Genomic DNA, 16251 nt, shown 5'->3' with positions numbered 1-16251 from the left:
TTACACAACTCAAATATAATGATTATGGTTACAAAAAAATCCCCCTAAAAAGAGGGATAAATTTAATTAACTAATAACTGTTTGTTTAGTGTTAGATTATCGATTTGCGTCTAATCTTTCCTCTAATTTAGCAATATCGAGCAATGTTTTTAATAATGAATCGGGATTTAAACTCATAGAGTCAATGCCTAATTCTACTAAGAAACGGGCAAATTCAGGATAATCACTGGGGGCTTGTCCACAAATACCGATTTTGCGATTATTGCGTTTCGCTTTTTCAATTACCATGCGTACCATATCCTTAACTGCGTCGTTGCGTTCATCGAAGATATGTGCTACTAATGAAGAATCTCGATCGAGTCCTAATGTTAACTGTGTTAGGTCATTTGAACCAATAGAGAAACCATCAAAGATTTCGCTATATTGATCCGCTAAAATGACGTTACTAGGAATTTCACACATTACATAGACTTGTAAGCCATTTTCACCCCGTTTTAAACCATGTTTTTCCATCTCTGCTAATACTCGGCGACCTTCGTAGGGAGTACGACAGAAAGGAATCATCGGAATTACGTTTGTTAAACCCATGTCATCACGGACACGTTTAAGAGCTTTACATTCTAAACCGTAGGCTTCACGGTATTTTTCATCGTAGTAACGAGACGCACCACGCCAACCAATCATCGGGTTTTCTTCTTTGGGTTCAAAGTCAGCACCGCCTAACAAGTTAGCATACTCATTGGACTTGAAGTCTGACATCCTTACTACCACTGGATTGGGATAGAAAGCGGCTGCGATCGTACCTACACCTTGAGCAACTTTATCAACGAAGAAATCAGCTTTGTTTTCGTAACCCAAAGTTAACTCGGCAATCTCTTTCTTGACAGATTCATCGGTTAGTTCATCATATTTCATTAACGCTAGAGGATGCGCTTTGATATGATTAGCGATAATGAACTCTAAACGGGCTAAACCAACGCCATCGCAAGGAATAGAAGCTAATTTGAAGGCTTCTTCAGGATTCCCCACATTCATCAAAATTTTTGTGCGAGTTTTGGGTAAATTGTCTAAAGGAGTTTCAATAATATCAAAGGGTACTAAACCTTCATACACTCGTCCTTCTTCTCCTTCGGAACAAGATACAGTAATTTCTTGCCCTGTTTTGAGGATACCTGTGGCATTACCACAACCAACGATGGCTGGAATACCCATTTCACGGGCGATAATTGCGGCGTGACAGTTACAAACTACGATGGGAGTATATTTACTGGTGAATACTAAATAGTTATGGTGATCGGCTACGGTAATATTATAAACGTCCGCAGGTTGAGGTTCACTAACTTTAATTATCCGTTGCATTCTGACATCACTATCTAACAATGATTCATAGCCACCAGTTTCACGGAGTTGTTTTTCAGAAATGAGCAGATTTTTGTCTTTACGGAGTTTTAGTTGTCCTGTAACATCATCTGATAATAGTTGAGAGGCACTGAAAAAGCGAGTTTGAACTTGACGAGGGGTAATATCTCCTTTGACTCGTTGGGTATATTGTAAAATTTCCTCTAGTTTTTCCACGATTTGAACATTATGAATGTTTCGATTTCGGGTAACTTGAGGTACAGTGTTAATTTTTAAACAAGCAATGATTACCGCTTGAAGTAAGTTTTCTTCGGAGATATAAATATTGATGCGGTTTTTGTGATAGCATCCATCACCGTCAATAACTCCTGCGAGGAAATTATAGGCAAATTCGGTGCTATTGGTTAATAGTTGTTGGGTGATATTGGCTTCTTGGGCTTGTATATTCAGCGCGATCGCTTTAGAATGTAAACGATAGGCTGTAGCTTGTCCTGTTACTTTTTCTCCTCGAATATAACCCGATGATTCTGCTTTGAGATAAGGGGTAAAGGATTTACCGTAAACTGACGTCATCTTTTCATTCATGGTGGCAATGAAGGCTTCTTTTTCGGGAGTTTCTTTTTGGATAAATTGGACTTCTCCTCGATTACCCCGTAGATATACTCCACCATCGGTAATAATGCCACCAAGTAAGTAAGCTAAATCAAGGTCTTCACCCTCGTTATTAATGGGTAAAGTGGGAATACTTTGAGATACTAACACCATTTCTTTTTGGCTTAACATCTCTTGAACTTCAGTTTTCACATATTCCCCTTGACGAAGGTTTACCATTTTATGATCGGGGGTGACACTGAGAATATTGTCTAAAACTCGTCCTGTTTGAGATACACTGACTGTCATAAGGTGCGATCGCCGTTTCATCACATCTAGTATGGGTTTCCATTCCATTTTCTGAGTTTCGGGATTAAAGGCAATAGTGGATAAACCTTGATAACCTTGATCATAAATTTGTTGTAACGTCATGAAGCCTTGATTGGTGAGGATTTTTGTATTGCCATCAAAACAAGTTCTTCCCCCCTGATTAGTAACGATCGCGCTTGCTTTTTTCATAATTGGTTCCCAATCTGGATCGGTTTTGTTCGTTACAAGCACTTCACCAGCTTTAAATTCCCCAATTTTATGGACATCAAGGATAACACGAGCTTTGCCCTGTCCGATCATTTCTCCCACTGCACGACCATTTACAAGAATATTACTTGTGCCTTTGAGTTTATAGTCACGGAGGATACTGCCAGATTTTTGCGATTGTACCGTTTCAGGACGGGCTTGAACGATAAATAATTCACCAGTTTGACCATCTTTAGCCCATTCTATGTCCATAGGGCTATATTGTCCCCGCTTTTCACTGTAATGGTCTTCAATAATACACGCCCATTTTGCCAACAGTAAAGCCTCATCGTCAGTGATAGCATATTGTAACCTTTCAGATTCAGACACAGGAACGTTTTTCACCTGTTTTCCTCCGCCTAAATCATAGACCATTTTGATCTCTTTTGTGCCGAGGCGTTTATTCAAAATCGGTTTGTAGCCTTCTTTCAAAGTGGGTTTAAAGACGAAAAATTCATCAGGATTAACAGCACCTTGTACCACGTTTTCCCCCAAACCATAAGCCGCAGTCACGAAAGCCGCATCCTTAAAACCTGTTTCTGTGTCGATACTGAACATTACCCCTGAAGAAGCAAGGTCCGATCGCACCATTTTTTGCACACCCACAGATAAGGCAACCTCAAAGTGATCAAAATTTTTCACGGTACGATAAGAGATAGCGCGATCGGTGAAAATGGAAGCAAAACACTTGTGACAGGCTTCTAAAACATTTTTTACCCCGTGAACGTTTAAATAAGTCTCCTGTTGTCCCGCAAAACTAGCATCAGGTAAATCTTCCGCCGTTGCCGAGGATCTGACTGCTACATCTGTATCATAAGCACAATTTCGCATTCGCATTATTTCTTCTTCATCCTCGGTGGTACAAAGACTAGGATCAGCACCATACCGTTGACATAGTTTAAAATAAGCATCAGAAATGGCTAACTCTAATTCTTTGGGGAAAGGAGTATTTAATACTAATGCCCTAGCCTGACGACCAACAGCTTGTAAATTGGGCAAATCTTCCACATCTAAATTAGCGAATACACGGCGTAATTGGGTTTCTAAACCTGCTTTTTTGATAAAGTAGCGATAAGCATAAGCAGTAGTAGCAAAGCCTGTAGGGACATTTACACCTTTTGCACTCAATTGCTGGATCATTTCTCCCAAAGAAGCGTTTTTCCCTCCCACTAGAGGCACATCTTCAATACCTACCTCTTCAAACCAGAGTACAAACTTATCTTGTTTTGGGGAGGATACAATTCTTTCTGGGGCAGAGTGTACCATAATAAAATCTCTCCTTTACTACAGTGGAGTAATTTAATAAAATTTTGAGCAGAACCCCTGTTAATTTTTCTTCAATAATTTCGATCTAAAAACTCAATCTTTTTAAGATTTTCTTAATGATCTTCCTATTAATTTAAAGCAAATTTTAACAAAAGTTCCCCTCATGACAGAATTTTTACTTAAGGAAAATATAGAATAAACCAAATATCACAATAAAGCTAAAGCGAAATTATATGGGACATAGAATCTATCTAAAATATTTTCCTCGCAATTAATTAAACTGTTTAATTTAGTTTTTTTTATCTAAATCTAATTTTATTAAAACAGATATAATATCTATATTTTTATTTTTGAGAAAAAACTTAATTATTTGTTGCAAAGATTAAAACAATGAATATCAACTATTTAGAAGTTATTGTTGGGAATCAAAATCCTTTTCAAACAAAGGTTTTAAGCATAATAAAATCAGAAAAAAGGGCTCTATCACTTCTCGTCGTGTAAATTATTAGTGTTTGGTAGGCAAGAGGCAAGAGGCAAGAGGCAAGAGGCAAGAGGCAATAGGGGACTATTAAATAATAATTTATAAACTTTTAGTTTTTGTTTTACTATAAACACTATTCAATAAAGGTTATGGAAGTCCTGTTTCTCTTAATTTAACCTGAGTTTTGGATAAGCTGAAAGCATCCCAACTCGTAGTCAGAAAACCTTATAGCTTCTTCTTAAAAATAACGATAAAATTGCCTTAAACCGAACTGACTTAAACAAGGGGCTTAAGCCCCTTGCTAAAAACCCCTACCACCTGCAACCTGCAACCTGACACCTGACACCTAACCTTATCGGATATTCTTAAACCGAACTGAGGTTAATTTATCATAACCACACTCTGAAGAACCAAAATAAGTGTGAAAAACAGATAATTGGTTACAAATAAATAGGCAATACCTACAAGTTGCAATCTGAAACCTATCTAAATTTGATATTTTTGCAAAAAACCGAGATACTTACTTTCAATCAAAAATCATTGTTATATAATTAAGAAGTAAAGTTGTAAAAAAAAAAAATACTAATATGCCACCGTTTCTAATAACTTTAATTATCACCGCAATTTCCATGATGATAACAGCTTATATCATCCCCGGTATTGTGATTAGTAATATTACTGCTGCTCTTCTAGCCGCTTTAGTTTTTGGTATAGTTAATGCGATTGTTAAACCGATTTTAATTCTCTTTACTTTACCTGTAACGATTTTAACTTTAGGTTTATTCCTATTCGTGATTAATGCTATCTGTTTTTATTTAGCGGCTTATTTCACCCCCGGCTTGACTATTAATAATTTTGTTGATGCTCTATTAGGTTCAATTGTACTTTCTTTAATTTCTAGTTTCTTAAATAATCAGTTTTAGAAGGGTATCGTTTTAGGAGTTAGGATAAGAGTTGTAACTCAAAAGGTTATAGTTTAGTCGGTGTTGATGAATTAAGCTATGGCTTTTAGTTTCAATCGGGAATGGGGAATGAGGAATAGGTATTCTTGCAGTGATAATCAAGGAATGGCTAGGGACTCCATTGGGGTTTAAATCCTGAAATTGGTAATTCTTCCAATTTTGCTTGAGGAGATTCAGAGGTAGGAAGAGTTAGCAACCAAAGACGACTACCGACAATTAGTTCTGCTGAATTAGTTAATAAGTCTTCGTTTGTCGGTAAATTTTTGAGGGCTTTTTTTGGCAAATCATTTTCCGTGATTAGTTGATCAAATAAAATACCTAATCCATCGGGTGCTACACTAATTTTTATGTCTTGATATTTGGGCAAAGCTACGAGGGGAATTATTTTTCCTGATTGAATGTCAATGGCCACGAAATAGGGTTTTTCAATTAATTCTGTTTCTGTTTGCATTAATTCTGTTAAAAGGCAAAAAAGTTGATTCCCATTATCGTTAAATTTACAATCAATAATTGAGCCTTTGATGTTAATTAACTCTTTCTCTACTCCTTGGTTATTGACGTAAAACAAAGAGCGAGTATAACGTAACTCTGAATTATCTTTATTGAAGTTAATCATCGCCGCACTACTACCATCATTGCTGAAGGTTAAAACTTGTCCATATTTGGGAAGAAAATTAATTATTTTTTCTTGGTTTTCGCTTTCTATGGGTAAAATGGCAATACCTTCTCCTTGCGCGATCGCAATTCCTTTTCCGTCAGGTGTGATGGTAAAATCTCCTCCTTCTGTATCGAGTTTTTCTGGTACTTTATTTGGTGCAATTTTCCACAGTGCAAAATCTAAAGGGTCATTATGCTTTATTCGCTGAACAATTATGATTTCTTGATTTTCTCCTGCTAAATCAAATTGATTATTTTGATATTCTTTTCCGTTTAATATTAGTTTTAATTCTCCGGGGATTTTGGGAGTTAAATCATTAGATAAACCTGTGGTTACTTCATAAATATCTACTTGCTTAAAATCAGCATTATCATTATCTTCATTGACTGCTGAAAAAATAATTTTTTCACTATTTTTGGTAAATTTAAAATCAACAACTGTTAGGTTTTCAGGAGTGAGTATTGTTTTATTTTGTTTAGTGGAATTATTCAGAATTAATCTTCCACTTTCTTCTCCTTGACTGCCAATATAAGCGAAAGCCCTATCTCTACTCTGAAATTCTGCAATAAAAGGCTCTATTTCTGCTCCTAATTCTTCTTTTCCTCTAAATTTTTCTTGAGCTTTTTGTAAAGATAAACGATAATTTCTTCCATAGGGAATAACTCTCTCTAAAGTATAAACTAAACGTTTTCCTGACCAACTTATTTTTCCTTCTAGGGATGGCTCTATCCTTAAATTTGCTTCAACACTTTCATGGGACATAGGACGATCAAAAACTAGATAAAATGCTTTATCTATTGAACCTATTTTCTTATCTTGCCAACTAAATTCTTTAACTTCAGGATTATTATTAAATAAACATTTTCCCTCATAACAAAATTTAGTACTGCTAATTAAAAGCACAATGATAAAACTAAATATTGCTATCAGAAAAAAGCAAATTTTATCAATAGGTTCTCGGAGGTTATTAGTACTAATCATGAAGTTTTATTTTAACTTTTTAATAATATATTTTGTCTAGTATAATGGTCAAAAAAGTTGACGTTTTCTAGTTGAATCCCTAAGTTTATTTTCTCGCCAAAAGTAATCAAGTCATGATTAAATAGTTTGATTTGTAGGTTTTGTTCTGGATTATTTTCCGCATTGACTGTTAAGATGGTTTCATGACCCAAGGCTTCTACTAAGTTAACAATAACGGGAATACTAGCAGAAGATTCTTCCGTTACATAAAATAATTCTGGTCTAATTCCTAACCAAATTTTTTCATAATTATAATCTTTCAATATTTCTTGCCATTGGGATGTTAAAGGAATTTTGGTTTGACCATAAATCAACAAGTCTGGTTTTTGATAGTTAACTTCTAATAAATTCATGGCTGGACTACCAATAAATTGAGCGACAAATGTGTTGGCAGGATGCTGATAAATTTCTAAAGGTGTGGCTATTTGTTGGATTTCTCCTTGATTCATCACGGCAATGCGATCGCCCATTGTCATTGCTTCTGTCTGATCATGAGTTACATAAATGGTAGTAACTTGTAATTGTTTTTGTAGCTTAACAATTTGCATTCGGGTTTCTGTTCTCAATTTAGCGTCAAGATTAGATAAGGGTTCATCCATTAAAAATACTTGTGGATTTCGTGCGATCGCTCTTCCTAGGGCTACCCTTTGTTTTTGCCCTCCTGACAACTGTTTCGGTAATCTGAATAAAAGATGATCTATTTGTAACATTTCTGCTACGGTCTTAACTTGTGCTTGAATTTTCTTTTCTGTACTATTGACATACCGTAAAGAAGGAGGTAAAAAACCCGTTAAAGATGAGAGCAGTGTTTCTATGGGGGAGTTAGAGGGATAGTCATTATTTTTCATACGCCGTAAACCAAAGGCGATATTATCATAAACGCTCAGATGAGGATATAAAGCATAATTTTGAAAGACCATTGCTATATCTCTAGCTTTGGGGGGCAATTCGTTAACGATGCGATCGCCAATATAAATTTTTCCCCCTGAAATTTCCTCTAAACCAGCAATCAAACGTAGTAAAGTACTTTTGCCACATCCTGAAGGACCAACCAAAACCATAAACTCTCCTTCTTGAATTTGGAGATTAATTCCCTTCAAAACAGCATTAGTAATGATTTGCGACTCATCTACTTCCTTCGCCGAATTGTAAGTTTTATATAGATTCTCAATAGTAACCCGTGACAAACTCTTTACTCAATGTTTTAGCTAATGTATTCAAGGTCAGATTATAGCATTTAGCTTCAAGGTCATTCATGTTTTCCTATGGACAAGTTTCAAGGCTAGAAGTTTTAACAACTACATTCTTATATCCAGAAGTTTCCATTAATTGGCTAATAACCACGATCGCTCTTTCGTTGGCTTGTTCTAATATATTCTCATCACAGGCAGTCTGTTTAATTTTATTTAAAGTTTGTTTTTGTGCCTCACTTTGTAACTGAGGGGCGTTATCTGGACCTAAATTGAGGAAACCTCGATCATAATCATATACCTGAGATTTAGTAACATCAATTTTACTGTCAAGAATTTCTGGGGCTGGTAATTCAATAGTTATAGTATCTTGATTGATACTCACATCCTCAGAGGTAATTTTACTTAAATCTAATCCTGCTTTTACTTCTCCTCTGGCAATATAAAGTAAACTGGTTTCACCGATTACCCATTCCCCTAATTTTCGTTGAGAAGAAATAGGTGCGATCGCATCCATAACAAAAACTGTAGTTGTTAACTCACTAACCCCTTGAATTTGTTGAATTAGTATATGAGGGTCTTTTATGGTAGGTGATGTAACCTGATAGTTAAACATACCCGTAAAATTACGCCATAAATTACGAGTAGTCTGCCACGCAGAAAAAGTACCGACAGCGATAAAAATAGTTAAACTACCCTTAATGAGAATAGGAGTGGCTTTGAGAAAACGGGCATTAATAAAATTATTCATATTGTGATTTTATATTCAGTCAAGGAATAAAAGATAGTAGTGAAGGTAAGGAAAAGGGAAGAGTAATTTTTAAAATACTCAAATTTAGAACCTTGTCAAGTATATCCTAGAGAAAAATTATAGTTAAAAGGATAATAATTTTATTTTAGGAAAAGCCTATATTGTCAGAAAAGTATCTACGTCGATTTTAGCTTGTTTTAAAATATTTCTTAGTGTACCTTCTTTAATTTCTCGATGATGGGGAATAGTTGTTTTAGCTTTAGTTTTGGGATTAAACCAAATTTCATGATCTTCTTTCGCCATAGGATAAAATTCAAAGCCTAATTTATTTAGTTTTTGAGTAATTTTTTGATAGAAAAAATCAAATAATCTACCTATTAAACCTCCATAAATAGAGGATATTCAAATTCATTAGGAATGTCTTTGATAATATTTTTATTATTGTTGTTTTGTTCAAATTCTAATAAAATTTTAGCCACATCTTGAGCAATTTCTAGCACTTGTTCAATGGTTTCTCCCTCTGCCACTAAGCCTTCTAAATCATCACTAGTAGCAACGAAATAGGTTATATTATCTTCTTTAAACATCTCTATTTTTAATCTAATTAATGTTTTCATAATTTTCTAATTTTTTCAACAACTCATAGTTCATCATGACTCTTAATTTTGCTATTCTCACTTTTCACAAATTTTCTTTTCTCTTTTCCCGAGCTTTACCAGTAAACTTATTCATCAAACTAGCTTACAATATTTGAGAGATTTACCAACGACCATTAAAATAAAATCTTGCTGATTAGTAAAAGGGCATACAGCATAACTGTCCCTTCTAGGAAGATATTTATATAATAAATTTTTATGATAACAGAAAAAATATTTGGCACGAAAAAACCCGTTATTGGTGTTGTTCATTTATTACCCTTGCCCACTTCTGCCCGTTGGGGCGGTAACTTAAAAGCAGTGATGGAAAGGGCAGAACAAGAAGCCACTGCTTTAGCCGCAGGAGGGGTGGACGGTATTATTATTGAAAATTTTTTTGATGCCCCTTTTACTAAGGATAAAGTTGATCCTGCTGTAGTCAGTGCCATGACACTGATTGTCGATCGCATCATGAGTTTAGTAATGTTACCCATCGGTTTAAATGTTCTCAGAAATGATGCTCAGAGTGGGATGGCGATCGCATCTTGTGTGGGAGCTCAATTTATACGAGTCAATGTCTATACAGGGGTAATGGCAACAGATCAGGGGGTAATAGAAGGAAAAGCCCACGAAATCCAACGTTATCGCCGAGAATTAGGGCAAGATATAGCCATTTTTGCTGATGTCTTAGTAAAACACGCTCGTCCTCTTGGCACACCAAATTTAACCAGTGCCGTCACCGATACCATTCACCGAGGATTAGCAGATGGAATTATCTTATCAGGTTGGTCAACAGGATTACCCCCCAGTTTAGAAGATTTAGAGTTAGCCAAGTCCGCTTCTCAAGATACCCCTGTTTTTATCGGTAGCGGTGCTAATTGGGAGAATATTGGGCAGTTAATGACATTCGCAGATGGTGTTATCGTTGCTAGTTCCCTCAAACGTCATGGTAACATTCACGAAACTATAGACCCTAGTAGAGTATCTCAGTTTGTCGAAGCCGCTAGTACTCCCATGGTTATTCCTCAGAAAAAAGAAACTACAGAAAAGGTCAAAAACTAAATTGTTATACTCGGTAAGTGAAGAAAAGCTCAAGGGGCAAAGGGCAATTAGTGAATAGTGAATAGTTGATAGTTGATAATTACTCATTACTAATTACTCATTACTCCCCTAAACCTGAAACCTGAAACCTGAAACCTGAAACCTATTTTATAACTCCGAACCTTGAACTCAGATCATAATTAAACTAAAAAATATAATTACTTATTATGCTTCGTCGTCGAAATCAAACTTGGATACAAAAAAAATCTCGTCTTATCATTGGTGCGATCGCCATTGTGGGCTTAATTTTAACCCTCTATCTCACCATCACCAAATTGGCAGGAGGAGAAGTTGCTTGTACAACAGAAGTAGCAAATACTGCGGCAGGTTGCAGTAGTGTTTTAGATAGTGCCTATGCTTATCCTTTCGATCCCCAAGGTAAAACAGGTCCACCATTGAGTCTATTTGGCTCATTAGCCTATCTAGTTATGGCAATTTTTGCCCTTTCACCGTTATTCATTAATCCTGAAAAAAGTAAACAGCTTAGACTTAGTTTAGAAAAATGGACATGGTGGGGGATGCTAGTGGGTAGCTTTGCCATGGCAACTTTTAGTGCCTATCTAATGTATGTATTAGCCTTTGAATTGCAAACAGTTTGTTACTATTGCATCGGTTCTGCTTTATTTTCTTTAAGTTTATTAACTTTGACAATTATTGGAAACGATTGGGAAGACATGGGACAAATTATTTTTACAGGAGTTGCGATCGCACTTATCACCCTAGTAAGTACCGTGGGAGTATATGCCAATGTGAATGCTGACGTTGCCACCAATCAACCAGCCACGGAAATATCTCAAAATGGAAAAATTATCATTACTAGACCCACCGTTGAAGCAAAACCGCCCATTGGTTGGGAAATCACCACCACATCAGGAGAGTCAGAAATTGCCCTTGCTAAACACTTAGCCCAATCTGATGCCGTTATGTACTCTGCTTATTGGTGTCCTCACTGCTACGACCAAAAACAGCTATTTGGGCAAGAAGCCTTTAATAACCATCTCAAAAAAATAGAATGCGCTCCTGATGGCTTAAAAGGAGAACCACAAAAATGCGTTGACGCAAACATTAGAGCTTTTCCCACATGGATTATTCAAGGTCAAGTATATGAAGGGGTACAATCCTTAGAAAAATTAGCAGAATTAACAGGTTATACGGGAGAACAAAACTTTAAATATACTCTCAGATAAACTTTAACTTAGGTTGATGTAAGAGCCGTTAGCAGTTAGCAATTAGCGATGAAAAAGGGCAAAGGTGAAAAAAGTGAATAGTGTTGGGGTGAATAGTTGATAATTAGAAACTCCGTTCACGACTGAAAGGAGTGTACGAGCGAAGTGAACTCTCCGAACCCCTACTTGCCCCTATCTCCTCATCCCCCTAATATCCTGACACTGGCAACCTGAAACCTGAAACCTCTTTCCGATAAGTCCTAACTTAAAAGAATTTCAAAATCTCTTTATAGAGTAAAATTAATTTAGTAGTTAAACACAATACTAGAAACTATTATTGATATTCATTAACTGATATTTTCCAAGTAAGGTGTTTGAAAAATAAACTCAAGAAATTCAACACATTCTCAAGTATATTTCTCCCTATGAATAATATCCTCACCACCACAATCTTAATTGTCGAAGATGAATTAATTGCCGCCGAGAGTCTAGCTCTGGATTTGAAGAAATTAGGCTACCATATCAGTGCGGTGGTTAATAGTGGTGAAAAAGCCATTTCTCAGGTAGAAAAATCCCCTCCTGATTTAATTTTGATGGATATTATGTTAAAGGGGAAAATGGACGGTATTAGTGCGGCACAGCAGATTTATCATCAGTGGAAAATTCCGATTATTTATTTAAGTGCCTATGCTGACACAGATACTCTACAAAGAGCAAAAGCAACTCCCGTTTATGGTTATTTAGTAAAGCCTTACAAAATTGCCGACATTAGCACTACTATTAGCATGGCATTGGCTAAATATAGGGAAGATAAGCATACAGAAGAAGAATTGTGTGCCGAAAAAAAAATTAATGAATTGAAAAGTCGGGCTCTTGCCACGGCATCCCATGATTTGCGTACACCCTTAACTAACATTCTCGGCTATACTGAGTTAATTCGAGATTATGGCGATCGCATCTCCCCCGATAAAAAAGAAAGATATTTTAACTTTATTAAGTCTGCGGTGGGTAAAATGAAAGACTCTCTTGAGGACTTATTGCTAATTAGTCGGGCAGAAGAAGGCAAAGTAACCCTTTACCCGCAAAACTTTAACCTTGTGGAATATCTGGAAATATTGGTAGAAGAATATAAAAACCTCTCTGATGAACACCAAATCAAACTATGCACCAATGATAATCAATATGATGTTTGTTTAGACCAAAAAATACTTAATCACATCTTACACAATCTTTTGTCTAACGCTATTAAATATTCCCCCCAAGGAGGAGAAGTCCGTTTAAAGTTAGATAAGAATGAAGAAGAAATTATTTTAGAAATTGAAGATGACGGAATTGGCATTCCCGAAGACTATCAAGACAAATTATTTCACCTGTTCGAGAGAGGCAATAATGTTGGTAACATTAAAGGTAATGGCTTAGGATTATCTATTGTTAAAAAAGCTGTTGAGTTATGTCAAGGCAATATCTTCGTGGAAAGCGAAGAAAACAAAGGCAGTAAGTTCACTGTAGTTCTGCCAAGAGTGTCTTTGTGAACTACCTCACTAAGACAAAAAACCCATCATGTGGGTTTATCCGCTTGTATTAAGTTAATCAACGGAGAGAGAGGGATTCGAACCCTCGATGGAGCTTATGACCCCATAACTTCTTAGCAGGAAGCCGCTTTCAACCGCTCAGCCATCTCTCCTAGACGGCACCTACAGATTATAGCAAAAAACTTCTAGCTTTGACAAGGAAAAATTCAAGATAACCTGAGTTCAAGGTGCGGAGTTAGGAGTTAAGAGTAATAGACATCTCCAACAATTCCTAAAAATCGGATTACAACCCTTATTCTGTCGTTGTAAAATGATAGTTTCTGGAGATGTCTAATGAGAATTGCTATATGATCACAAAATGCGATCGAAATCTACCTCCATCTTATTTAAGGGCTTAAGAGTATCTTGATTAACAGATTCGAGCCTTCCTTCTTCCAAGCGCCAACAGTTATCAGCAATATCAATTAAATCACTAGCATCATGGGTTACAATCAAAAGCGTCCAATGCTTTTTTAAACGAGATAATAGAGTTACTAATTGTCTTTTCATCAACCAATCTAGCCCTGCAGTGGGTTCATCCAGCAATAAAATGTTAGGTTGTCTAATTAACTGTACCGCTAAAGATAATCTTCTTTGTTGTCCTCCACTTAAGGCATGAGGGGGAGTATCATAATTGATTTGCTCTAATCCCACTTCTGTAAGAGTTTCTTTGATACGAGTGGCACTCAATTCAGGATGACCTAATCTTAACTCCTCAAGAACCGTCGCACCACAGAAATGTCTTTCGGGAAACTGAAAAACAATACCACTCAACTGTTGTAAATCCTCAGAAGTTAATTCTTGGGTACGCCATAAAATTTGCCCACTGGTTTTTTCCGCCAATCCAGCTAAAATTTCTAGTAAGGTTGTTTTTCCTGAACCACTAACCCCAATGATTAACCCCAATTTTTGAGGAGGAAGGGTAATATTTATATCTTGAATTATGGGATGGGGAATAGCGGCAGGATGATAGGAAACGTTTTTTAAATAAAGCATATTAGGGGGTTCGGAGAGTTCGCTACGCTCGTACACTCCTTTCAGTCGTGAACGGAGTTCAGAGTTTTGGGGGCTTGGGGGATTGGGGGGATTAGGGGGAAACAAGTAATGAGTTAGGAGTTAGGGGTTTTATAAAAGTAGGGGAGTGGGGAGTAGGGAGTAGGGAGAATTAAAAATTCGGAAATTTTCTAACATCTAACACCTGAAACCTGAAACCTGAAACCTGTCACCTTTTAATTATCAACTATTCACTATTCACTAATTGCCTTGTCTTAATTACTTATGATGCCCCTCTGCGATCGCACGACTGCAACACCAATCAGTGGGTAAAGTGGAAGGCCAACCCATTTCAATGGCTTCCTTACAAATAGTCATAACTGTTAACTGACAATCTATTAACTGAAACTCCTCCTTCTGACATTGTTTAAGACTATGTTTTAAAATGGAGTCATCTTGAAATTCGATAGTTTTATTACACTGAATACAAACAATGTGATGATGGTGGTGGGGATAAGGATGATTTAATTCATAGTGTTTATGACCCTCGGCTAGTTCTAATTCTCTTAAAACTCTCATTTTTGTCATCAACTTTACACTGCGGTAAATAGTTGATAGACTAATGTTCTCCCCCGACTCTGTAAGCATTTGATGTAATTCTTCGGCACTGAGATGATTCCCTTGAGGCAAGTTCTGAAATACTTCAAGGATTTTTTCTCTTTGAGGTGTCATGCGCCAACCTCTGGAGTTAAGTTTTTTCTTGATGGAAGCCGTAATATCTGGGGACATAACTAACTTGAATCGTGACGATGGTTTTGTTATATGATACTTTTCTTTGGGGCTTATTTGCAACTATTCAGAACTAATTGAGAATAAACTTCTGGTTTTAACCATGAAAAGAAGTTCTATGATTTATAATTATTTACATAACTTAATAAAAGATTAAGATATTAGCAATTATGACCACCATTAATCCGATTCATAACGTAGAAGCGATCGCAGGTAATTATTGGCGGTGGCGTGGACAAGATATATATTATGTGCAAGGGGGAGAAAATAACGAAAAACCCCCTTTATTATTAGTACATGGTTTCGGTGCATCAACGGATCACTGGCGTAAAAACATTTATCAGTTAAAAAAAGATTTTCAGGTATGGGCGATCGACCTTTTGGGTTTTGGTAGATCTGGTAAACCTGCTTGGGAATATAGTGGTTTACTATGGCAGGAACAATTAAACGATTTTGTCTCAGAAGTCATTAAAAAGCCAACGGTGATTGCCGGAAATTCCCTCGGAGGTTATGCCTGTTTGTGTGTAGCGGCAAATTCCCCTGAAAATATTGCAGGAGTAATACTTTTAAATAGTGCTGGTCCTTTTTCCGATACCATCAAAAAGAGTCCGAATTTAACACAAAAAATTAGTAGTTGGGTACTAAAACAGCCTTTAATTACTTATTTCCTGTTTCAAAGACTGCGCAATAAGAAAAATATCCGCAAAACTTTAGAGAAAGTCTATTTTGATACCACTGCCATCACCGATCAACTAATAGAAGATATTTATCGCCCTTCTTGTGATGAGGGAGCATTACAGGTATTTGCTTCGGTTTTTCGTAGTCCTCAAGGAGAAAAAGTCGATCGCCTCTTAGAAAAAATGCAGTGTCCATTACTCAATATTTGGGGGGATAAAGACCCTTGGATGCGTGTATCCGAAAGAAGCGGAAAATTTATACAACATTATGATAACCTTACACAAATTCATCTCAATGCGGGTCATTGTCCCCATGATGAAGTACCAGAAGAAGTTAATTCTTTGATCACTTCATGGGTTAATGAAACGGTTTTACCTGAGTTCAAGATAAAATTGTCAGTTAAGGTAGGCAACGGATAACAGGCAACAGGCAAAAGTGCTTTTAACTGAGATCTTGCACCTGAG

The 16251-nt window shown here is 36.4% G+C and carries 13 protein-coding genes and 1 tRNA gene; 5 read left to right on the top strand and 9 right to left on the bottom strand.

Annotated features, from left to right (window positions below; genetic code table 11):
- Nucleotides 1-96 precede the first annotated feature (96 nt).
- Nucleotides 97-3792: a phosphoenolpyruvate synthase gene (gene ppsA, locus CYAN10605_RS16120; protein ID WP_015221009.1), complete on the bottom strand. Its 3696-nt coding sequence runs from the start codon at nucleotides 3790-3792 to the stop codon at nucleotides 97-99.
- A gap of 1068 nt (nucleotides 3793-4860) precedes the next feature.
- Here ppsA and CYAN10605_RS16115 point away from each other — a divergent pair.
- On the top strand, nucleotides 4861-5196 hold the full coding sequence (locus CYAN10605_RS16115; RefSeq protein ID WP_015221008.1) for a phage holin family protein: 336 nt from the start codon (nucleotides 4861-4863) through the stop codon (nucleotides 5194-5196).
- A 148-nt stretch (nucleotides 5197-5344) separates the two neighbouring features.
- Here CYAN10605_RS16115 and CYAN10605_RS16110 read toward each other — a convergent pair whose 3' ends face one another.
- The 5 genes from CYAN10605_RS16110 to CYAN10605_RS16090 form a co-directional block, all read right to left on the bottom strand.
- Nucleotides 5345-6874: a hypothetical protein gene (locus CYAN10605_RS16110; protein ID WP_015221007.1), complete on the bottom strand. Its 1530-nt coding sequence runs from the start codon at nucleotides 6872-6874 to the stop codon at nucleotides 5345-5347.
- An 11-nt stretch (nucleotides 6875-6885) separates the two neighbouring features.
- Nucleotides 6886-8100 (bottom strand): ABC transporter ATP-binding protein, encoded by a 1215-nt coding sequence (locus CYAN10605_RS16105; protein ID WP_015221006.1) that lies wholly within the window; start codon nucleotides 8098-8100, stop codon nucleotides 6886-6888.
- A 76-nt stretch (nucleotides 8101-8176) separates the two neighbouring features.
- Nucleotides 8177-8854 carry a DUF4230 domain-containing protein gene (locus CYAN10605_RS16100; RefSeq protein ID WP_015221005.1) on the bottom strand — a complete coding sequence of 226 codons (678 nt, stop codon included), beginning with the start codon at nucleotides 8852-8854 and terminating at the stop codon, nucleotides 8177-8179.
- Between the two features lie 156 nt (nucleotides 8855-9010).
- Nucleotides 9011-9199, bottom strand: a complete 189-nt coding sequence (locus tag CYAN10605_RS16095) for a type II toxin-antitoxin system HicA family toxin (RefSeq protein WP_277422505.1) — start codon at nucleotides 9197-9199, stop codon at nucleotides 9011-9013.
- Between the two features lie 32 nt (nucleotides 9200-9231).
- A complete protein-coding gene (locus CYAN10605_RS16090) occupies nucleotides 9232-9471 on the bottom strand; it encodes a type II toxin-antitoxin system HicB family antitoxin (RefSeq protein ID WP_015221003.1) in 240 nt (79 codons plus the stop codon).
- 237 nt (nucleotides 9472-9708) lie between these two features.
- Here CYAN10605_RS16090 and btpA point away from each other — a divergent pair, with 237 nt between their 5' ends.
- The 3 genes from btpA (at nucleotide 9709) to CYAN10605_RS16075 (ending at nucleotide 13288) form a co-directional block, all read left to right on the top strand.
- A complete protein-coding gene (gene btpA, locus CYAN10605_RS16085; RefSeq protein WP_015221002.1) occupies nucleotides 9709-10551 on the top strand; it encodes a photosystem I biogenesis protein BtpA in 843 nt (280 codons plus the stop codon).
- 206 nt (nucleotides 10552-10757) lie between these two features.
- The gene (locus CYAN10605_RS16080) at nucleotides 10758-11777 is read left to right on the top strand and encodes a vitamin K epoxide reductase family protein (RefSeq protein ID WP_015221001.1); all 1020 of its coding nucleotides are present in this window, start codon (nucleotides 10758-10760) and stop codon (nucleotides 11775-11777) included.
- A gap of 404 nt (nucleotides 11778-12181) precedes the next feature.
- Complete coding sequence (locus CYAN10605_RS16075) at nucleotides 12182-13288, top strand: hybrid sensor histidine kinase/response regulator (RefSeq protein WP_015221000.1); 1107 nt, start codon at nucleotides 12182-12184, stop codon at nucleotides 13286-13288.
- Nucleotides 13289-13350: 62 nt separating this feature from the next.
- Here the strand turns inward: CYAN10605_RS16075 and CYAN10605_RS16070 are convergent.
- From CYAN10605_RS16070 to CYAN10605_RS16060, 3 genes are all read right to left on the bottom strand, one after another.
- Nucleotides 13351-13440, bottom strand: a tRNA-Ser gene (locus CYAN10605_RS16070).
- Nucleotides 13441-13639: 199 nt separating this feature from the next.
- Nucleotides 13640-14323 carry an ABC transporter ATP-binding protein gene (locus tag CYAN10605_RS16065; RefSeq protein ID WP_041922965.1) on the bottom strand — a complete coding sequence of 228 codons (684 nt, stop codon included), beginning with the start codon at nucleotides 14321-14323 and terminating at the stop codon, nucleotides 13640-13642.
- A gap of 276 nt (nucleotides 14324-14599) precedes the next feature.
- The gene (locus tag CYAN10605_RS16060) at nucleotides 14600-15109 is read right to left on the bottom strand and encodes a ferric uptake regulation protein (protein ID WP_015220998.1); all 510 of its coding nucleotides are present in this window, start codon (nucleotides 15107-15109) and stop codon (nucleotides 14600-14602) included.
- A 170-nt stretch (nucleotides 15110-15279) separates the two neighbouring features.
- On the opposite strand from CYAN10605_RS16060, the gene CYAN10605_RS16055 reads away from it, so the two are divergent.
- Nucleotides 15280-16206 (top strand): alpha/beta fold hydrolase, encoded by a 927-nt coding sequence (locus CYAN10605_RS16055; RefSeq protein WP_015220997.1) that lies wholly within the window; start codon nucleotides 15280-15282, stop codon nucleotides 16204-16206.
- The last annotated feature ends 45 nt before the right edge of the window (nucleotides 16207-16251 follow it).

The sequence above is a fragment of the Cyanobacterium aponinum PCC 10605 genome (genome assembly GCF_000317675.1).
GTDB lineage: Bacteria > Cyanobacteriota > Cyanobacteriia > Cyanobacteriales > Cyanobacteriaceae > PCC-10605.
This window is presented reverse-complemented; position numbering and strand designations above follow the sequence as displayed.